Here is an 18486-nt window from a genome sequence, read left to right as displayed (position 1 = left end):
GGTCTGAGAGCCGGTCCTTCCATCCAACACCCGCCGCGGCCCGGTGGCTTCTCCGGTGCCGCTGCGCGGTTCAGCCGGCCCGGCCGCGGGCCGCCTGTTCGCGCAGCGCGGCGACGGCCTTGCCCGGGTCGGCGGCGCCGTAGACGGCGGATCCGGCGACGAAGCAGTCGACGCCCGCCTCGGCGGCCTGCTCGATGGTGTCGGCGTTGATCCCGCCGTCGATCTCGACGATCAGCTTCAGGTGCCCGGTGTCGACCAGCCGCCGCGCGGTGCGGACCTTCTCCAGGACATCGGCGATGAACGACTGCCCGCCGAAGCCCGGCTCGACCGACATGACCAGCAGCGTGTCGTAGTGCTTGAGCGCGTCGAGCCACGGCTCGAGCGCGGTGCCCGGCTTGAGGGAGAGGCCGGCCTTCGCGCCCGCGGCCCGCAGGTTCTTCGCCAGCGCCACCGGGTCCTTCGCGGCCTCGGCGTGCACGGTGACGTTGTAGGCGCCGGCCTCGGCGTACCCGATCGCCCAGCGGTCCGGGTCGTCGATCATCAGGTGGCAGTCGATCGGCAGGTCGGTGCTGTCGATCAGGGCCTTGGCCACGGGCAGGCCGAGGGTCAGGTTGGGCACGAAGTGCGCGTCCATGACGTCGACGTGGACCCAGTCGGCGCGGGTCTCCCCGCCGGCGGCGACGGCGGCGATCTCCTCGCCGAGCCGGGCGAAGTCCGCCGCGAGGATGCTGGGTGCGATCAAAGGTCGGTCTGCCACATCCCGAGTGTAGGAGGCCGCTGCTAACGCTCGCTAACCGGTTGTGACCAGGATCTGGCTCCGGAGAGGGAGGTTACGGGACCCGCGCGCACCCTACTGTCGGCCGCATGTCCGGTTTCGCGAGATCCCTGCTGCGCCCCGGTGGCTACCGCAGCATCCCCTACGCCGTGCTCGGCGCGGTCCTGGCCGTCCCGGTGGCTCCGTTCGCCGTGCCGTGGGCCCTGCTCACCGGTGAGGGCCGGTCCCGGGCGCTGCTGGCCGTGCTGGCTCTCGCGGCGCTCCTGGGGCTGCTCGGGCTGACGGGACCGGTGCGGCGGTTCGGCGTCGCCGTCGCGAACGGCCTGCTCGGCACCGACCTGCCGGCCCCGGGCCGGGCACGGCCCGCCTGGCCGGACCGGCTGCGGTCCGGGGCATGGCTCGTCCTGCACAGCGGACTCGGCGGCCTCCTGCTCGTCGTCGATGCCGTCCTGGCGCTCGGCGTCCTCTCCCCCGCGATGTGGCTGAACGGCGACCAGGCCGAGTTCACGTTCTTCGGCGCGAAGGCCGTCGCCGGGCCGTGGATGCTGCCGGTCGCCCTGGTCATGCTCGTGCTCGCCCTCCTGGTCACGGCGGCCGCCACCCGCGCCTTCCAGGCCGGCGCGACCGCGCTGCTGGGCCCGTCCACCACCGAACGCACGGCGCTGGCCGAACGCCGGTCGGCCGTGCTCGCCCAGCGCAACCGCCTGGCCCGCGAGCTGCACGACTCCATCGGGCACACGCTGACGACGTCGACCATCCAGGCGGCGGCCGCGGCCGAGCTGGTCGAGGCGGACCCGGCCCAGGTGCGGCGGGCACTCGGCACGATCGAAGAAGCGTCTCGAAGCGCCCTCGAGGACCTCGACCACGTCCTGGGGCTGCTCCGCGAGGAGCCGGCCACGAAGGAGCCGACGCGCACCCTGGCCGAAGTGGACGTCCTGGCCGTGCGCGCTCGCGAAGCCGGGCTCGACGTCCGCCTGGCCGTCACCGGGCCGGTCGCGGCGCTGCCCGCCGCGGTGTCGCGGGAGGGCTACCGGATCGTCCAGGAGGGGCTGACCAACGCGCTGCGCCACGCCGGCCCGGGCACGGTCGACGTCCGGGTCGAGGCCGGGCCGGACCGCCTCGGCATCGCGGTCGTCAACGCGCTGCCCGGCGACGGGCCGCGCACCGGGCGGCGCGGCCTGGCCGGACTCGCCGAGCGCGTCGAAGCCCTGCGCGGCGAGCTCGACGCCGGTCCGGACGGCGGGCAGTGGCGGCTGAGCGCGACCATCCCGCTGCGGGCGGCCGCGTGACGCCGACGGTGCTGCTCGCCGACGACGAGCCGCTGGTCCGCACCGGGCTGCGCGCGTTGCTGGAACAGCAGGGCGTGCCGGTGGTCGGCGAGGCGGCCGACGGCGGCGAAGTGCTGGCCGCCGTGCGGCGGACCCGGCCGGACGTCGTGCTGATGGACGTGCGGATGCCCGGCGTGGACGGCATCGAAGCCACCCGGCAGGTGCTCGCCGCGCTCGCGGATCCGCCGAAGATCCTGGTCGTCACGACGTTCGACAACGACGACTACGTGCACGAGGCGCTGCTGGCCGGGGCCAGCGGGTTCCTGCTGAAGCGGGCGCGCAAGGAGGAGATCGCGCACGCCGTGCGGACGGTGGCCGCCGGCGAGTCTCTGCTCTTCCCGGAGGCGATCCGGCGGCTGGTGATCGGCCGGGCCGCGGGCGGGAAGCACACGCGGGCGGCGAAGACGCTCACCCGCCGCGAAGCCGAGGTGCTCCGGCTCATCGCCACCGGTCTGTCCAATCAGGACATCGCGGCGGCGTTGGTGGTCAGCCTGGAGACGGTGAAGACCCACGTGGGCCACATCTTCACCAAGCTCGGGGCCGGCAACCGCAGCCAGGCCGTGGTGATCGCGTACGAAGCCGGGGTCGTCAAGCCGGGCCACCTCGCCGGTCAATAACCGACGTGCTCCCGGTCACCCACATGAAGTCAGGAGTTCGGCCAGCGGCCACCCTCAGGTCACCTTCAGTCCCTCCGGGGCACACATGCGGGAGGACTAATAACCCGTGTCCGAAATCCGGGCCGTAAGCCCCCGAAGTCCCCGAAGTTCGCGAATGAGGAGAAACATGGCTTCGCTGTTCACCGGCCGCCGCCGGTGGCTGGTCGCGGGCGCGCTCGGCGCCGCGCTGGTCGCCGCCGCCCCCGTCGCCCTGGCCACCAACGGCTCCGACAACGCCGACGCGCGCTCGTCGGCCGGCACCGGTGACCGCACCGCCGACGTCCGTGCCGCGATTCAGGGCGGCCACGCCCGCAACGTCATCCTGTTCCTCGGCGACGGCATGGGCCAGTCGGAGATCACCGCCGCGCGCAACTACGAGCGTGGCGCCGCGGGCCGGCTCGCCATGGACGAGCTGCCGTTGACCGGTGACTACACGACCTACGCGGTCGAGCAGAACAACCCGGCCAAGCCGAACTACGTGACCGACTCCGCCGCGTCCGGCACCGGCTGGGCCACCGGCACCAAGACCTACAACGGCGCGATCTCGGTCGACGCCTACGGCAATGACGTCCCGACGATCCTCGAGATCGCCAAGCGCAACGGCCTGCGCACCGGCGACGTCACCACCGCCGAGGTCCAGGACGCGACCCCGGCCGTGCTCGGCTCGCACGTCGTCAACCGCGACTGCAAGGGCCCGGTCGAGACGACCGCCAAGTGCGCGAAGAACGCCAAGGAGAACGGCGGCCTCGGCTCGATCGCCGAGCAGCTGGTGCAGACCCGCCCCGACGTCCTGCTGGGCGGCGGCGCCAAGTACTTCAACCAGCAGGTGACGGCGGGCCAGTTCAAGGGCAAGACCGTGCTGGACCAGGCCAAGGCGGCCGGCTACAACGTCGTCAACACCGCGGCGGACCTGGCGGCGGCGAAGAAGGGCAAGCCGGTCCTCGGCCTGTTCGCCGACGGCAACATGCCGGTGAACTGGAGCGGCCCGGCGGCCGTGCACGGCGGCACCGCGCCGTCCCGCTGCACGCCGAACGCGAAGGTGCCCGCCACCCAGCCGAAGCTGGCGGACCAGACCCGCAAGGCGCTGGAGCTGCTCGACGACCGCCGCAGCGACAAGGGCTTCTTCCTGCAGGTCGAGGGCGCGAGCATCGACAAGCAGGACCACGCGGCCGACCCGTGCGGCCAGATCGGCGAGACGATCGACTTCGACGCGGCGATCGCGGCGGGCACGGCGTTCGCCCGCAGCCACCCCGACACCCTGGTGCTGGTGACCGCCGACCACGGCCACAGCAGCCAGATCGTCGAGCCCACCGTCACGCCGGGCCTGACCGCGACCCTGATCACCAACGAGGGCGCCAACATGACGCTGGCCTACGGCACCGCGGAAGCGGGCGGCTCGCAGTCGCACACGGGCACGCAGGTGCGCATCGCGGGCCTCGGCCCGCAGGCGGCCAACATCGTCGGCCTGACCAACCAGACCGACCTGTTCGGCACCCTGAAGCGCGCCCTGAAGCTGCGCTGAGTGGTGGGGCAGGCCCCCGGGTTTTTCCGGTGGTCTCCCCGATACCCCCTGGTGTCCGGTCCCCCTAGCGTGGGGAACACCGAGACACCAGGGGGTTTTCTCATGCGGAAGTCATTGCGGGCCGTCTCCGCCGGCACGCTCGTCGTGCTGCTCGCCGCCACCACGGCGGCGCCGGCACTGGCCGCCACCACGGCGGCGCCGGCGGTGGCGAGCCCGGTCCAGGCGAGCCTGGACGTGCTGACCGCCCAGGACGGCGTACCGGGGGCGGTGACGGTCGTCCAGGACGGCAGGCGGACCCAGGTCACCCGCAGCGGCACGGGCGACGTCGCCACCGGGAAGCCGTTCCCGCGCAACGGTTCGTTCCGCGCGGGCAGCGTCACCAAGACGTTCGTGGCGACGGTCGTGCTGCAGCTGGTCGCGGAGGGCCGGGTGCGGCTGGACGCGCCGGTTTCGCGGTACCTGCCGGGGCTCCTGCCCGACCGGCGGATCACCGTCCGGCAGGTGCTGCAGCACACGAGCGGGCTCTACAACTACACCGACGACCTCGACCTGACGAACCCGGAAGCGTTGCGGCACCGCGGCGCGGAGCCGGCCGAGCTGGTGGCGATGGCGCTGAAGCACCCGGCGCTGTTCCCGCCCGGCACGAGCTGGTCGTACTCGAACACGAACTACATCGTGGCCGGGATGCTCGTGGAGCAGGTCACCGGGCACGCGACGGCGGACGAAATCGCCCACCGGATCACCGGGCCGCTCGGCCTGCGCGACACGTACCTCCCCCGCCGCGGCGACGAGAAGCTGCCCGCCCCGCACGCGATCGGCTACCTCCCGTTCGGCGGCAAGCTGGTGGACTTCAGCGACTTCGACGCCACGATCGCCGGAGCGGCGGGCGGCTTGGTCTCGACCCCGGCCGACCTCGACCGCTTCTACGGCGCGCTCCTGGGCGGCCGGCTGCTGCGCCCGGCCGAGCTGGCGGAGATGCGCCGGACGGTGCCCGCCGACCTCGGCATCCCGGGCGCCGGTTACGGCCTCGGGCTGGGCAGCGTCCCGGTGTCGTGCGGAGTGGTGTGGGGACACGAAGGGGGCATCATCGGCTTCACGAACTTCGCCGGAGTGGGCCCGGACGGCCGCCGGGCATCGGTGGTGCTGAACGAGAATCCGACGCCGGCCGACACGAGCGGGCACCTGCTGGCGGCTGTGGATGCGGCGGTGTGTTCGTAGGTCGGCGGCCCGAAACTGTCGGTGGTCACCGGTAGCGTGGAAGACGGGGGGCGCCCCCGCGGGCCGGTGTTCGGGCGGCGTGATCGCGGTGGGCCGCTCCGGCTCACCGCCACCGCGGCACGGGCGCCGCGCAGTGCGGTAGGTGGTGCCCAGCACCCGCCGCGGTGCGGACCCGGCGGGCACCGCTCAGCAACCACCGCCCAAGCGCGGCCTCACCGAGCTGAAGGCAGCAGATCCAAAACCTCGGTCCACGGCCGCCCGACGTCGAGGCGGTGCAGCGTCACCCCGGCACCGGCCAGTGTGTCGAGGTGACGCTGCCACGCCGGGTGGTGCGCGCGGGTGTCCTGGATCTGGTACGCCACCACCATCGTGACCCCCGGCGCGCCCAGCACGTCGCCGAGCACCGTCAGGGCCTGGTTGTCCGCGATGCCCAGCGCCAGCTTGGCCACCGAATTCGCCGACGCCGGCGCGAAGAGGAACACCGCGGGGTCCGGGTGCGGCCGCGGCTCGCCGGGCAGCCGGGAAACGCTGCGGACCGGCAGGTCCGTGCAGGCGGCGACGTCGGCGAGGCCTCCGGTCGACTCCAGCCAGCGGTGCGCGGCCGGGGTCAGCGTGATCGCCGGGCGCCAGCCGCGTCCGGCCGCCGGGCGGGCCAGCTCGGCGGCGAACCGGACGTCCAGCCCGCCGCACGAGCTGGCGACCAGCCCGAGGTTCCTCACGGTTTGCGCAGCACGGCGCAGAACATCGCGTCCGTGCCGTGGCGGTGCGGCCACAGCTGGACGTACGGCCCGTCCCCGAGCTCCGGGACGCCGGGGAAGAACTCGCGCGCGTCCACGACCTCGGCCTTCAGCCGCCGCGCCGTCTCCGCGAAGACGCCTTCGGTCTCGGCCAGGTGCGGCGAGCAGACGACGTACGTGAGCGCGCCGCCCGGCCGCAGCAGGTCGTAGGCCGCGGTGATCAGCTCGCCCTGCAGCTTCGTCAGGTCCGCCACGTCGGACGGCTGACGGCGCCAGCGCGCCTCCGGCCGCCGCCGCAGCGCGCCGAGCCCGCTGCACGGCGCGTCGACGAGGATCCGGTCGTAGCCCGGTTCCAGGCCGCTTTCGCGGCCGTCGCCGACGTGCACCTTCACCGGCAGGCCGGTCGTGGCCTTCTCGACGAGCTTCGCGCGGTGCGGCGCCTTCTCCACGGCGTCGACGGCCGCCCCGCTCATCGCGGCCAGCGCGCCGAGCAGCGCCGCCTTGCCGCCGGGACCGGCGCAGAGGTCGAGCCAGCGCTCGTCGGAGCCTTCGAGCGGCACCTTCGTCGCGGCGATGGCGCAGAGCTGGCTGCCCTCGTCCTGCACCGCGGCCAGCCGCTCGCGGACCGGTTCGGCGTCGGCCGGGTCGCCGGCGCCGGCGGGCAGCCGCACGCCGTAGGGCGAGTAGGGCGCCGGGTCGCCGCCGGTGATCGCCGCGAGCTCGTCGGCACTGATCTCGCCGGGCCGCGCGACGAGGTGCACTTCGGGGCGCGCGTCGTCGGCTTCCAGCGCGGCCTTGAGGCCGGCGCCCTTGTCACCCAGCGCTTCGGCGAACGACCGCGCGATCCAGCGCGGGTGCGCGGTGCGCAGCGCGTAGGCCCCGATCGGATCGGCCGCCTCGTCCGGCGCCAGTTCGTCGAGCCAGGTCGTTTCGTCCTTTTCGGACACCTTGCGCAGGATGGCGTTCGCGAAACCCGTGGCCCACGAACCGGCTTCCGCGCGCACGAGGTCCACAGTGGACGTCACGGCGGCGTGCTCGGGGATGCGCGTGCGCAGCAGCTGGTAGACGCCGAGGCGCAGCGCGTCGAGCACCGCCGGGTCGGTCTGCTTGAGCGGGCGCTCGGCGCAGGACTCGATGATCGCGTCGAGCAGGCCCTGTGCGCGCGAGGTGCCGTACGTCAGTTCGGTGGCCAGCGCCGCGTCCCGGCCGGTGATCCGCCGCTCCCGCAGCAGGTCGGGCAGGACGAGGTTGGCGTAGGCGTCCTTCGTCCGGACGGCCGCGAGGACGTCGAACGCGGCCTGCCGGGCCGGATCGACCTCCGGCGGGCGGCGCGGACCTTCCTTGCGCGGGGCCGGCCGGCCCCGCTGCGGCCGTGACGGTCGTCGTTCCCTGTGGTCGTTCACCGGAGGCGCTCTCCCTGGTCGATCCTTGTTCCGCGCGCCCAGTCGGTGGCCGCCATCCGTTTCTTGCCGGGTGCCTGGACTTCGCCGAGCCGCAACGGCTTCGTCGCCGTCCCGACCAGCACCCGTTTGCGTTCGACCACGATCTCGCCCGGCGGCGGGCCGGGTTCGTCGAGCACCGTGACCGGGCCCAGCTTGAACCGTTCCCCGCGGAACTCCGCCCACGCGCCGGGCTCCGGCGTGACCGACCTGATCTGCCGGTCGACCGCCGGCGCCGGGTCGGCGAAGGACACCCGCGCGTCCTCGACGGTCACCTTCGGCGCGTAGCTGACGCCTTCGGCGGGCTGCTCCCGCGCGACGAGACTGCCGTCGGCCAGACCGTCCATGGTGGACAGCAGCAGCTTCGCCCCGGACTCCGCGAGCCGCCCGAGCAGGGCGCCGGCGGTGTCGGTGGCCCCGATCGCCTCGGTGACGACGCCGAAGACCGGGCCGGCGTCCAGTTCCTTGACGATCCGGAAGGTCGAGGCGCCGGTGATCTCGTCCCCGGCGCGGATCGCGGCCTGCACGGGCGCGGCCCCGCGCCACGCGGGCAGCAGCGAGAAGTGCAGGTTCACCCAGCCCAGCCGCGGGATGTCGAGGGCGGCCTGCGGCAGCAGCGCCCCGTAGGCGACGACCGGGCAGGCGTCCGGCGCAAGCTCGGTCAGCCGCGCGAGGAACGCCGGATCACCGGCGCGCGCGGGCGTCAGGACTTCGATGCCGTGTGCATCGGCGAGCGCGCCGACGGGCGACCGCACGACCCGCCGGCCGCGTCCGGCCTGCGCATCGGGCCGCGTGACGACGGCGACGATCTCGTGCCGCCCGGAATCGAGCAGGGCGCGCAGGGCGGGGACCGCCGGGTCGGGAGTGCCGGCGAAGACGAGCTTCATCGGCCCACCCCCGGCGGAAGCAGGGTTTCAGGTGGCTGGAACATCGGGGCCGAGTCTAGAAGGCCCCCTTCAGCAGGGCGCGCCCAGCTCGGGCCTGGTTGTCCACAGGGTCACCGCGATGGGGACAACCAGGCCCCGGCGACGTGCTTTCCCGCCTTTTCGTCGGGGGGTGCCGATAGGCTGGACAAGGGCACGCCCGCCAGGGAGGGCGGGGGCATTTTTCCGGCCGTCGCTGCGCCGCCGCACAGTGCGGGCGGGGGCACTTTCCGGCCGGTGCCGCGCCGCCGCACAGCCCGGGCCGGAGTACCCGCCCTCTTCCGAATCGGAAAGGCGGGCCTCGACCTCGGCCCTACCAGTGCGCCGGCCACACCACCTGAGCCGCGCCCTGGCCGCGCCGCACCGGCTCCGCCGCGGCCAGCCAGCGGCCGTCCCGCAGCCGCTCCACGCCCGTGGCCGCGCCGATCTCCGCCGGGGCCGTCGAGAAGCCCTGGCCGCGGGCCTGCAGCACCGCCGTCTCCGGCTGGTCCAAGAAGGCCTGCTCCACCTGCGCCTGTGCCGAGTTGCGCTGCGACGCGCGCGGGGCCGCGATCGCGTCCTCCAACGACAAGCCGCGGTCCAGGCGGCCGAGGAGCACCTGGAGCACCGTCGTGATGATCGACGCTCCGCCCGGGGAGCCCGTCGCGAAGAACGGGCGGCCGTGGTCGAGGACGATCGTCGGGGCCATCGACGAGCGGGGGCGCTTGCCCGGGCCCGGGAGGTTCGGGTCGGGCACGCCCGGCGTCACCGGCGTGAAGGAGAAGTCCGTCAGCTCGTTGTTGAGCAGGAACCCGCGGCCCGGCACGACGATGCCGCTGCCACCCTCCTGCTCGATCGTCAGCGTGTAGGCGACGACGTTGCCCCACTTGTCCGCGACCGTCAGGTGCGTCGTGTTCTCGCCCTCGTACGGAGTGGGAGCCGCCACAGAACTCGCGGCGCACGGCGCCGGGTGCCGGGGGTCGGCCGGGGCGACCGGGCTGGTCGCCGCCTTGTCCCTCGAGATCAGGCAGGCCCGGGAGTCGGCGAACCGCCGGCTCAGCAGCTCGCGCGCCGGGACGTCGACGAAGGCCGGGTCGCCGATCCAGCGGTTGCGGTCGGCGAAGGCGAAGCGGGTCGACTCCAGGAAGTACTGCAGGTAGTCGGCCTTGCTCGCGTGCTTGAGGTCGAAGTTCTCGAGGATGTTGAGCGCCTCGGCGACCGTCAGCCCGCCCGACGACGGCGCCGGCATGCCGTAGACGTCGAGGCCCTCGTAGCGCGCGTGGGTCGGGTCGCGCTCGATGGCGCGGTACGCCGCGATGTCGGCCGCGGTGAGCTTGCCGGGCCGGACGTTCATCGTCGAAGCCGGGTCGACCGGCGGTTTCTGCACCGTCTTGGCGATGTCCGCGCCGATCGGGCCGCGGTACAGCGCGTCGACGCCGGCCCGCTCGAGCTGCGCGTACGTGGCGGCCAGGTCGGGGTTCTTGAAGACCGTCCCCGGCGCCGGGGGCGCGCCGCCCGGCAGGTACAGCGACCGCGTCGACGGGAACGCCGAGAACCGCGCGGCGTTGTTCGCGATCTGCGTCTGGAAGGTCTGGTCGACGACGAAGCCGTTGCGCGCGAGGTTCTCGGCGGGCCTCAGCGACTTCGCCAGCGACCGCGTCCCCCACTTGCGCAGCGCCTCGGCCCAGGTCGCGGGCGTGCCGGGCACGCCGACGCTCAGCCCGCTGGTGACGGCGTCGGCGAACGCGAGCGGCTTGCCGTTTTCGACGAAGAGGTTCTCGTCGGCGGTCTTCGGCGCGGTCTCGCGGCCGTCCAGGGCGTGCACGCGGTGGGTCTTGGCGTCGTAGTAGACGAAGAACCCGCCGCCGCCGACCCCGGCCGAGAACGGGTCGGTGACGCCGAGCGCGGCGGCGACCGCGACGGCCGCGTCGACGGCGTTCCCGCCGTCGCGCAGGACCTGCGTGCCGATCGCGGTGGCGTCGGCGTCGATGCTGGCGACAGCGCCCCCGAAGCCGACGGCGACCGGCGACTTCGGCGTGGGCGTGGCGGCGGTGGCGGGCACGGCGGCGCCGGCGGTGAGCACGGCGGCGACGGCCAGGACGAGCGTGGTGCGGCTCCTATGCGCGGGCATGCGGGCGAGTCTGCCCCTTGTCCCGGACGGCTTCAAGACACAACCGACTTACCACCCACAACTCCGCCCGCGCGAGGAGCGCACCCCGGCGGGAACGACCGGCCGGCCGCACCGGGAGCCTTTCTCCCGACTTATGCGGGTTACGCGGCAGGCGTGACCGCCGGAAGACTCGACCGCGTCGCCCACGACGTGGAGGGAATCCCGTGCGCCTGTCCGCCCTGCTCCCCCTGCTCGCCGCCGTCCCGCTCGTCGCCCTGCCCGGCACCGCCGCGGCCGCACCGGGCTGCTTCGACCCGGCCACGCCGCTGACCGTGGAGGAACAACGGCTGACGGCGACCCTGCCGGCCGGCGGTCCGGCCGTCGGGCCCGAGCTCGTCCGGCTGGCCGGGTTCGACCCGCTCGTCGCCGCAGTGAAGCGCGACCTCTGCGCGGCGCGCACGCCGCACCGGGCCGCGCGCGTCGTCACACAGGCCGGTGACCGGCTGTGGCGGACCGCCGTCGACCGCGCCCAGGGCCGCCGTCCCGATCTGGGCACGCTCGACCGGTTCGACGACCGGCCCCTCTACTGGGCCCGGCTGCAGCTGAGCAGCGCAATCCGGCAGTGGACGCCGTCGTTCGGCGTTCCGGACCGGAAGTCCCTGCTCACGGCGTTCGACCGCGGCTCCCGCGGCCTCGACGACGTCCGGTTCCCGCTCGGGAAGACGCGGCGGGTCATGGTGAGCGGCTTCGACCCGTTCCAGCTGAACGGCCCGGGGCTGACGATCTCGAATCCCGCCGGAGCCTCCGCGCTGCAGCTCGACGGCCGCGTCCTCGACACGCCCTCGGGTCCGGCCGTGGTCCAGGCGGTGAGCTTCCCGGTGGTCTGGGGTTACTTCGACGACGGCATCGTCGAAGCGGCGTACGGCTCGGCGTTGCGCGACCGTGCGCGGCGGCCGGACGTCGTGCTGACCATCAGCCAGGGCCGCCCGGGCCGGTTCGACGTCGAACGCTGGGCGGGTGCCTGGCGCGGTGGCTTCCCGGACAACAACGACGCGTCGGTCACCGGCGCCGTCCCGCCCGCGGCGGGCTGGCCGCAGCCGGCCGTCCAGTTCATCGAGACCACGCTGCCGTACGCCCGGATGCTCGAGGTGACCGGCGCCTACCCGGTGAACTTCAACCAGGCGTTCTGCGTGTGGCCGGACGCGGCGCACCCGGGCACGGGCACGCCGGTGTGCCGCTCGGACGCCCCGGCGGCGGGCGAAATCGCGGCGTCCGGCGGCGGCGGGAACTACCTGTCCAACGAGTCGATGTTCCGGGCGAACCGGGTTCGGCTGGGCCTGGGTCTCCCGTCGGTGGCGGGCGGGCACCTGCACACGCCGGTGCTGGGCCAGCCGGCGGATCCGGCCGCACTGACCGATCCCGCCTTCGAGGCCCGGCGGCAGGCCATCGCGAGCCAGGTGGCCGCGTTGACGTCGGCCGCCGCCACGACCCCCGGCCCGGTCGTTCCGCCCCGGGCCACGGAATCGCCGCGGTCGGCGGTGAACTCGCTGCCCGCAACGGTGCTCCCGGACTGAGCGCCCTTCGACGGCGCTGAAAGCTCCTCCACCACGGCGGTGCCGTGCCCCGGAGCATCGCCGCGTCGCCGCATTCCGGCGCTCCCCCACCGGCTGCACCGACAATGGGTGATACACCCACCCGAACCGGATCGGTCACGGAATTCCGGAATTGTTCTTGCCGCCGGAATCCGGTCGTACACTGGCCGGATGGGCAGCCAGGAGCAGCAGGCACTCGATTCCCTCTACGCGATCGACAATGTGCTGACGATCGATATCACGATGCCGCCCGCGGACTGGGACGCGGTGCGCACCGAGCAGCCCGCCGGCGGGGTGTGCAACTTCGACTGGACCGGCGGCAGCCGTTACACCTGGCGGCAGGCGACGTCGGTCGAGCTGTCCGGGACGAAGTTCCCCGCCCGGACCGCACTGCCCGGCGTGGGGATCAAGAAAAAGTCGTTCTGCGGCTCGATCAACAGCGGCAAACCCTGCCTGCACCTCGACTTCGGAAAGTTCCTCGACGCGAACAAGGAACCGGTCCGGAAGCTGATCGGGTCGCGTTACCTGACGCTCAACAACTCCGTCCAGGATCTCTCCTACCTCCGGCAGCTGCTCGGCTACAAACTGTTCGAGCTGGCCGGGCTCCCCTATTCGCGCGGCAATTACGCCCAGGTGCGGGTGAACGGCGTGCCGATCGGGCAGGGGGAGGCCGGCGTCGACAGCCCCGGTGTCTTCGTGAACGTCGAGCCGGTCATGCCGCGCTACATCGAGCGCAACTTCGGCCACCTGAACGGCAACCTCTACGAGCTGGAGCACCAGGACGACTTCGTCGCCGAGCGGTTCCCGTTCATCGGGGTCGAACCGCTCTCGAAGTTCGACGACAAGGCCGACCTGCGGTTCGCCATCGACCACATCGCCGCGAACGGGCTGGCCGGGGCGAGCGAGGTGTTCGACCTCGACCAGTTCGCCAAGCTCTACGCGATGGAGTTCTTCCTCAAGCACTGGGACGGCTACACCCGCAACACCAACAACACCTACGTCTACAACGACGTGGACGCCGTCGCCCAGCCGGGCGTCGACGACATCGACTTCAAGCTGATCCCGTGGGGTCTGGACCAGACCCTCCAGCCCGACCGGCACTTCCGGCTCGACACGGTCGGGCTGCTCGCCAAGCTCGTGCGCGACGACGCGGGACGGCGGGCGCAGGTGGTCGACCAGATCCACGCCTACCGCGAAACCGTCTTCGGCTTCCGGACCCAACAGGAGGTCCTCCGGCCGTGGCTCGACGGGATGGGGACGCTGCTGGCCGGGCTCGGCGTGCCGGACGTGCCCACGCAGCTGACCGCCGTGCGGAAGCAGCTGCGGCTCGCCACCTCCGCCGGTTACCTGTGCGGCGGCCTGCCCGGCACCGCCGGCGCGTACGTCCGCGACGACGTCACCAACGAGTGCCTGCACGCCAGCGGCAGCGAAGCCATCCCGGCCACGGCGGAGGAGCCCGGAGGCGGCGAGGTCGTCCACCGGCTGCGGCCGGCGAACATCGACGACACGGACCTGTGGTGCTTCGCCCCGCTCGGCGCCGGGCAGTCCGTCGGCAGCAAGGCGTCCGGGCGGCCGCTCCACGCCACCACGACGACGTCGAGCCAGGGTCACCCCCTGCTCTGCACGCGCGTGGCGGACAACGCGACCCACGCCGAAGAGTTCTCGGTGACGCCGGTCGACCCGGTCGGCGACGCCTTCGCGTTCAGCGGCTGGTTCACCCTCACGAGCATCCGCACCGGGCTGGGCGCGGCGTTCGGCACGGATCCCACAGCGGCCGGAAAACCGCGCGTCCACCAGGATCCCGGTCCGTCGAAGCTGTACTTCTCGTGACTCACAGGACCGCGTAGCCGCCGGCGTCGTCGACGATCAGGATCCGCTGCCCGCCGATCGGGAACGGCGTGACGCCCTCCGGCTTCGCGGTCCGGTGGAAGCTGACGTCGAGCAGCGCGGCCCGGTCGTCGCCGCGGTTCCAGGTGCCGAGCCGGAACGGCGCGTCGCCGCGGCTGGTCGAACGCCCGAGCAGGAGCAGGAAATCGCCGGGCTCCGCCGCACCGGAAATGTCCCGGACCCCGTGCGTCACCTCCGGGTGGGGCAGCCGCACGCGAATCAGTTCAGGGTGCCCCAGTGCCGCGGTCGTCCACCGCGGTCCGCCGACGTCGGCGGGGATCCGGACCAGGGTGACGCACCCCGGCTCGGCCGGTCCCCGCAGGCCGAAGAGCAACGCGTTCCGGTCCCAGGCCAGGCCTTCCACGTTGAGCCCGCCCGCGTCCGGTTCCCGCCGCCCGGCCGCGGCGAGCGTGGGTTCGCGGGCGAGCAGCCAGTCCCGGAACCCGGCCATCGGCTCGGCGGGCAGCTTTCCGCCGGCTGCGTACCGGACGCGCACGAGGCCGTCGCAGCTCCGGTTCCCGGCCGCGGCACACAACGAGGAAGAGACGACGAGGAAGATTTCCCCGCGCACGTCGACCCGGGTGAGCCCTTCGGGATCACGCAGGTTTCCCTTGCCCAGCCCGGCCAACGGACGCCGGTGAATCCGTTCGACCGCGCCGCCGCCGGAATCGAACGTCATCTCGAACAACGCGGTGGGGTCTTTGTTGTCGACGAAGACGAACCGCCGGGAACCCACCTGGGCGACCCCGGAAGCGTTGAACGGCACTTTGCCGTTCCGCTCCGGGAAAGGTGTCGGCCTCACCTTCGCCATGGCACCAAACTACCGCCGCTCACCTTGATGAGGGCAGAAGTCCCGGAGGTCAGATCAGCTCCAGCGGGTCCACCTGGATGCGGATCGGTTCCGTCGCCTTCCGGGCGTCGCGGCGGGCCGCGGCCGCGTGGATCGACGCCGCCAGGGCCTTGCCCTCCGCGCGGGACACCCGGACCAGCGCCCGCTCGCGCTCCGCGTTGCCCTCCTCGTCCAGCTCGCCGATCGGGACCGGGCCCAGGACCTCGCCCGACTCCGGGAGTGGCAAGTCCTCCAGCAGGGCCGCCACCGCGTCCGGGCTGCCCTCGATGCTCGCCATCCGCATCGCCGGCGGGAAGCCCAGCTCGCGGCGCTCGGACAGCTCCTGGGCCGCGTGCCAGGCCGGGTCCCAGCGGACCAGGGCCTGGACCACCGCCAGGCCCGCCTCCGCGCCGACGATCACGCGGCCGCCCGCCGCGGCCGGGCGGACCAGGGCCGCCGCCGCCATCCAGCGGCGCAGGGTCTCCTCGCCCGCCCGCAGGTCCTGGCGGCCCAGCAGCGCCCAGCCGTCCAGCAGCAGGGCCGCGCCGTAGCCGCCGTCGGCCACCGGCTCCGCGCCCGGCGTGCACACCACCAGCGCCGGTTTGCCCGGCACCGATTCCAGCACCTCCGCCGCCCCGGACGTGCGGACCGGGACGCCCGGGAACGCCCGGCCGAGCTCCTCCGCCGTCCGCTTCGCGCCGACGATCACCGCGCGCAGCCGGACCGAGCCGCACGCCGGGCAGCGGAACGCCGTTTCGGGGACACCGCACCAGCGGCAGGCCGGCGGTTTCGGGTGCCCGTCGAGCGAACCGCCGGGCAGCGCCAGCGGCCCCGCGCACCGGCGGCAGTGGGCGGGTGTCCGGCAGTGGCCGCAGGCCAGGCCGGGCACGTACCCGCGCCGCGGCACCTGCACCAGCGCCGGCAGGTCCGCCGCGAACGCCTGGCGCGCCGCCTCGAAGGCCACCGCCGGCAGACGCGCCACCCGGGCGGCCTCGTCCCGGGCGACGTCGAAGTCCTCGCCGACCGGGGTGACGCGCGGGGCCGCCGCTCGCAGCGTCACGCGGTCGGCCAGGACCGGGGCGGCCCAGCCGGACTCGACGAGCAGCTGGGCCTCGGCCGTCCGGGCGAAGCCGCCGACCAGCAGCGACGCCTTCGCCGCGTGCGCGCGGTCCATCAGGACGTCGCGGACGTGCGGGTACGGCGCGTGCTGGTCGAGGTGCAGGTCGTCGCCGTCGTCCCAGACGGCGAACAGGCCCGGGTCGCGGACCGGGGCGAACATCGCCGCCCGCGTCCCGACGACCACCCGCACCGCGCCGCGCAGCACGGCCAGCCACCGCCGGTAGCGCTCGGCGGGCCCGAGCCCGGCGATCAGCGCCACGACGGCGTCCTCGCCCACGACCGCCGCACAGGCCGCGTGCACCCTGGTCAGGTCGCGGTGGTCCGGCACCACCAGCACCGCGCCCCGCCCCGAGGCGGCCACCGTGCCGGCCGCCTCGGCGAGCCGGCGCGGCCAGTCCTCACCCGGCAGGGCCTGCCAGACGGCGTTCGCGGGCTTCCCCTCGGCGAGGGCCTCCACGAACGCCGGGCCACGCTGGTAACGCGCCCAGGCCGTGGGATCCGGCGCTTCCGGTGGTCCCGCCGGCGGGACCGGTGGTTCGCCTTCGGCCTTGGCGTGCCGCGGCGGGATGGCCAGCCGCAGGACGTCGGACAGCGTGCCGCCGTAGCGGTCGGCGACGGCCCGGCACACCGCGTGCAGCGACGGCGGCAGCACCGGCTCGGCCGACGTCACGCGGTCGAGGAACGCCAGCTTGCTGCCGTAGTCGCTGGTCTCGCCGCGTTCGATCAGGTAGCCGTCGACGAGCTGCCCGGCGAACCGGACGCGGACGCGGCAGCCCGGCACGGCGGTCTCGTGCAGCTTCTCCGGCACGAGGTAGTCGAAGGTGCGGTCCAGGTGCGCGAGGGGGATGTCGACGACGATCCGCGCGACCGGCAGCTCGGGTGCGGGCGACTGGGCGCCTTTCGCCTTCTCCCCCGGCTTCGGCGCCTTCTTCCGGGCACGCGACGGCACCGCCTTGGCGGCGGGCGGCTTCTCCGGGAGGTCCCAGAGAGCTTCGGGCTCGGAACTGCTCACGCCCTGATCTCTACCAGACCCCACCGACAGCCCGGACACGAGGAAGGCCACCTCGAAGAGCTTCGAGGTGGCCTTCACCGGATCGTGGGTCAGGCTCCCGCGGCCGCCTTGAGGGCCTCGGCGCGGGCCGTGCTCTCCCACGGCAGGTCGAGCTCGGGCCGGCCGAAGTGGCCGTACGCCGCCGTCGGGGCGTAGATCGGACGCAGCAGGTCGAGGTCGCGGATGATCGCCGCCGGCCGGAGGTCGAAGACCTCGGTGATGGCCTGCTGGATCTTCGACGGGTCGACCGTCTCGGTGCCGAACGTCTCGACGAACAGGCCGACCGGGGCCGCCTTGCCGATGGCGTAGGCGACCTGGACCTCGGTCCGGGAGGCCAGGCCCGCGGCGACGACGTTCTTGGCCACCCAGCGCATCGCGTACGCGGCGGACCGGTCGACCTTGGACGGGTCCTTGCCGGAGAACGCGCCGCCACCGTGGCGGGCCATCCCACCGTAGGTGTCGACGATGATCTTGCGGCCGGTCAGGCCGGCGTCGCCCATCGGGCCGCCGATGACGAACCGGCCGGTCGGGTTGACCAGCAGCCGCGCGCCCGAGGTGTCGATGCCCAGGCCCTCGAGCTCGGGGCCGACGACGTGCTCCTTGACGTCGACGCTGAGCATCCGCTCCAGGTCGATGCCGTCGGCGTGCTGCGAGGACACGACGACCGTGTCGAGGCGGACCGGCTGGTCGCCGGCGTACTCGATGGTGACCTGGGTCTTGCCGTCCGGGCGCAGGTACGGCAGCACGCCGTCCTTGCGGACCGCGGTGAGGCGCTTCGACAGCCGGTGGGCCAGCGCGATCGGCAGCGGCATCAGCTCGGGGGTGTCCGAGCAGGCGTAGCCGAACATCAGGCCCTGGTCGCCGGCACCCTGGCGGTTGATCTCGTCTTCGTCCGACTCGACGCGCGACTCGTACGCGGTGTCGACGCCCTGGGCGATGTCGGGCGACTGCGAGCCGATCGCGACGTTGACGCCGCAGGAGTTGCCGTCGAAGCCCTTGGCGGAGGAGTCGTAGCCGATCTTGAGGATGACGTCGCGGACGATCGTCGGGATGTCGGCGTACGCCTCGGTGGTCACCTCGCCGGCCACGTGCACCTGGCCGGTGGTGATCAGGGTCTCGACGGCGACGCGGCTGCGGGGGTCCTTCGACAGCAGGCCGTCGAGGATCGAATCGCTGATGGCGTCGCAAATCTTGTCGGGGTGCCCTTCGGTCACCGACTCCGAGGTGAACAATCTGCTGCTAGACGCGGTCACGGTGGCCGTCACTTCCTCACCTAGACGTCGGATGCCCCGAAAGTTAGGCACCCCTTACCAGTGCAAGC

14 protein-coding genes are annotated in these 18486 nt (G+C 73.5%); 6 read left to right on the top strand and 8 right to left on the bottom strand.

Translation table 11 applies throughout. The annotated features are described in order from the left end of the window. Positions 1–70 precede the first annotated feature (70 nt). On the bottom strand, positions 71–742 hold the full coding sequence (gene rpe / locus ISP_RS14605; protein WP_013224639.1) for a ribulose-phosphate 3-epimerase: 672 nt from the start codon (positions 740–742) through the stop codon (positions 71–73). Positions 743–864: 122 nt separating this feature from the next. Between rpe and ISP_RS14600 the strand changes: the two genes are divergently transcribed. From ISP_RS14600 to ISP_RS14585, 4 genes are all read left to right on the top strand, one after another. Then, entirely contained in the window at positions 865–2064 is a 1200-nt protein-coding gene (locus ISP_RS14600; protein ID WP_013224638.1) for a sensor histidine kinase, read from the top strand. Then, positions 2061–2720 (top strand): response regulator transcription factor, encoded by a 660-nt coding sequence (locus tag ISP_RS14595; RefSeq protein ID WP_013224637.1) that lies wholly within the window; start codon positions 2061–2063, stop codon positions 2718–2720. Before ISP_RS14600 ends, ISP_RS14595 begins: the two co-directional genes overlap by 4 nt. A 166-nt stretch (positions 2721–2886) precedes the next feature. Further along, on the top strand, positions 2887–4281 hold the full coding sequence (phoA, locus tag ISP_RS14590) for an alkaline phosphatase (protein ID WP_013224636.1): 1395 nt from the start codon (positions 2887–2889) through the stop codon (positions 4279–4281). A 102-nt stretch (positions 4282–4383) separates the two neighbouring features. After that, on the top strand, positions 4384–5499 hold the full coding sequence (locus ISP_RS14585; RefSeq protein ID WP_230468782.1) for a serine hydrolase domain-containing protein: 1116 nt from the start codon (positions 4384–4386) through the stop codon (positions 5497–5499). A 212-nt stretch (positions 5500–5711) separates the two neighbouring features. Here the strand turns inward: ISP_RS14585 and ISP_RS14580 are convergent, their stop codons facing one another. From ISP_RS14580 to ggt, 4 genes are all read right to left on the bottom strand, one after another. Next, complete coding sequence (locus ISP_RS14580; RefSeq protein WP_013224634.1) at positions 5712–6218, bottom strand: flavoprotein; 507 nt, start codon at positions 6216–6218, stop codon at positions 5712–5714. Continuing rightward, the gene (locus ISP_RS14575; RefSeq protein WP_013224633.1) at positions 6215–7639 is read right to left on the bottom strand and encodes an RsmB/NOP family class I SAM-dependent RNA methyltransferase; all 1425 of its coding nucleotides are present in this window, start codon (positions 7637–7639) and stop codon (positions 6215–6217) included. The genes ISP_RS14580 and ISP_RS14575 overlap by 4 nt, the downstream gene beginning before the upstream one ends. Next, complete coding sequence (gene fmt, locus ISP_RS14570) at positions 7636–8562, bottom strand: methionyl-tRNA formyltransferase (RefSeq protein WP_013224632.1); 927 nt, start codon at positions 8560–8562, stop codon at positions 7636–7638. Before fmt ends, ISP_RS14575 begins: the two co-directional genes overlap by 4 nt. 349 nt (positions 8563–8911) lie before the next feature. Continuing rightward, positions 8912–10708 carry a gamma-glutamyltransferase gene (gene ggt / locus ISP_RS14565; RefSeq protein WP_013224631.1) on the bottom strand — a complete coding sequence of 599 codons (1797 nt, stop codon included), beginning with the start codon at positions 10706–10708 and terminating at the stop codon, positions 8912–8914. Positions 10709–10911: 203 nt separating this feature from the next. Here ggt and ISP_RS14560 point away from each other — a divergent pair, with 203 nt between their 5' ends. Together ISP_RS14560 and ISP_RS14555 are read left to right on the top strand one after the other, a co-directional pair. Beyond that, entirely contained in the window at positions 10912–12261 is a 1350-nt protein-coding gene (locus tag ISP_RS14560; protein WP_013224630.1) for a pyroglutamyl-peptidase I, read from the top strand. A 189-nt stretch (positions 12262–12450) separates the two neighbouring features. Further along, on the top strand, positions 12451–14109 hold the full coding sequence (locus ISP_RS14555; protein ID WP_013224629.1) for a CotH kinase family protein: 1659 nt from the start codon (positions 12451–12453) through the stop codon (positions 14107–14109). Position 14110: 1 nt separating this feature from the next. Here the strand turns inward: ISP_RS14555 and ISP_RS14550 are convergent, their stop codons facing one another. The 3 genes from ISP_RS14550 to metK form a co-directional block, all read right to left on the bottom strand. Further along, positions 14111–14977, bottom strand: a complete 867-nt coding sequence (locus ISP_RS14550) for a hypothetical protein (RefSeq protein WP_013224628.1) — start codon at positions 14975–14977, stop codon at positions 14111–14113. Between the two features lie 49 nt (positions 14978–15026). Continuing rightward, complete coding sequence (locus ISP_RS14545; protein ID WP_013224627.1) at positions 15027–17126, bottom strand: primosomal protein N'; 2100 nt, start codon at positions 17124–17126, stop codon at positions 15027–15029. An 89-nt stretch (positions 17127–17215) separates the two neighbouring features. Then, the gene (metK, locus tag ISP_RS14540) at positions 17216–18418 is read right to left on the bottom strand and encodes a methionine adenosyltransferase (protein WP_034284357.1); all 1203 of its coding nucleotides are present in this window, start codon (positions 18416–18418) and stop codon (positions 17216–17218) included. Positions 18419–18486: the final 68 nt, after the last annotated feature.

This window comes from Amycolatopsis mediterranei, from assembly GCF_026017845.1.
Lineage (GTDB): Bacteria > Actinomycetota > Actinomycetes > Mycobacteriales > Pseudonocardiaceae > Amycolatopsis > Amycolatopsis mediterranei.
The sequence above is the reverse complement of the archived record's forward strand: the minus strand, read 5'-3'. Positions and strand labels throughout refer to the sequence as shown.

Coding starts and splice junctions, on each gene's coding strand:
- ISP_RS14555 (WP_013224629.1), top strand. CDS start 12,451: ATGGGCAGCCAGGAGCAGCAGGCACTCGATTCCCTCTACGCGATCGAC.
- ISP_RS14585 (WP_230468782.1), top strand. CDS start 4,384: ATGCGGAAGTCATTGCGGGCCGTCTCCGCCGGCACGCTCGTCGTGCTG.
- fmt (WP_013224632.1), bottom strand. CDS start 8,562: ATGAAGCTCGTCTTCGCCGGCACTCCCGACCCGGCGGTCCCCGCCCTG.
- ggt (WP_013224631.1), bottom strand. CDS start 10,708: ATGCCCGCGCATAGGAGCCGCACCACGCTCGTCCTGGCCGTCGCCGCC.
- ISP_RS14550 (WP_013224628.1), bottom strand. CDS start 14,977: ATGGCGAAGGTGAGGCCGACACCTTTCCCGGAGCGGAACGGCAAAGTG.
- phoA (WP_013224636.1), top strand. CDS start 2,887: ATGGCTTCGCTGTTCACCGGCCGCCGCCGGTGGCTGGTCGCGGGCGCG.
- ISP_RS14600 (WP_013224638.1), top strand. CDS start 865: ATGTCCGGTTTCGCGAGATCCCTGCTGCGCCCCGGTGGCTACCGCAGC.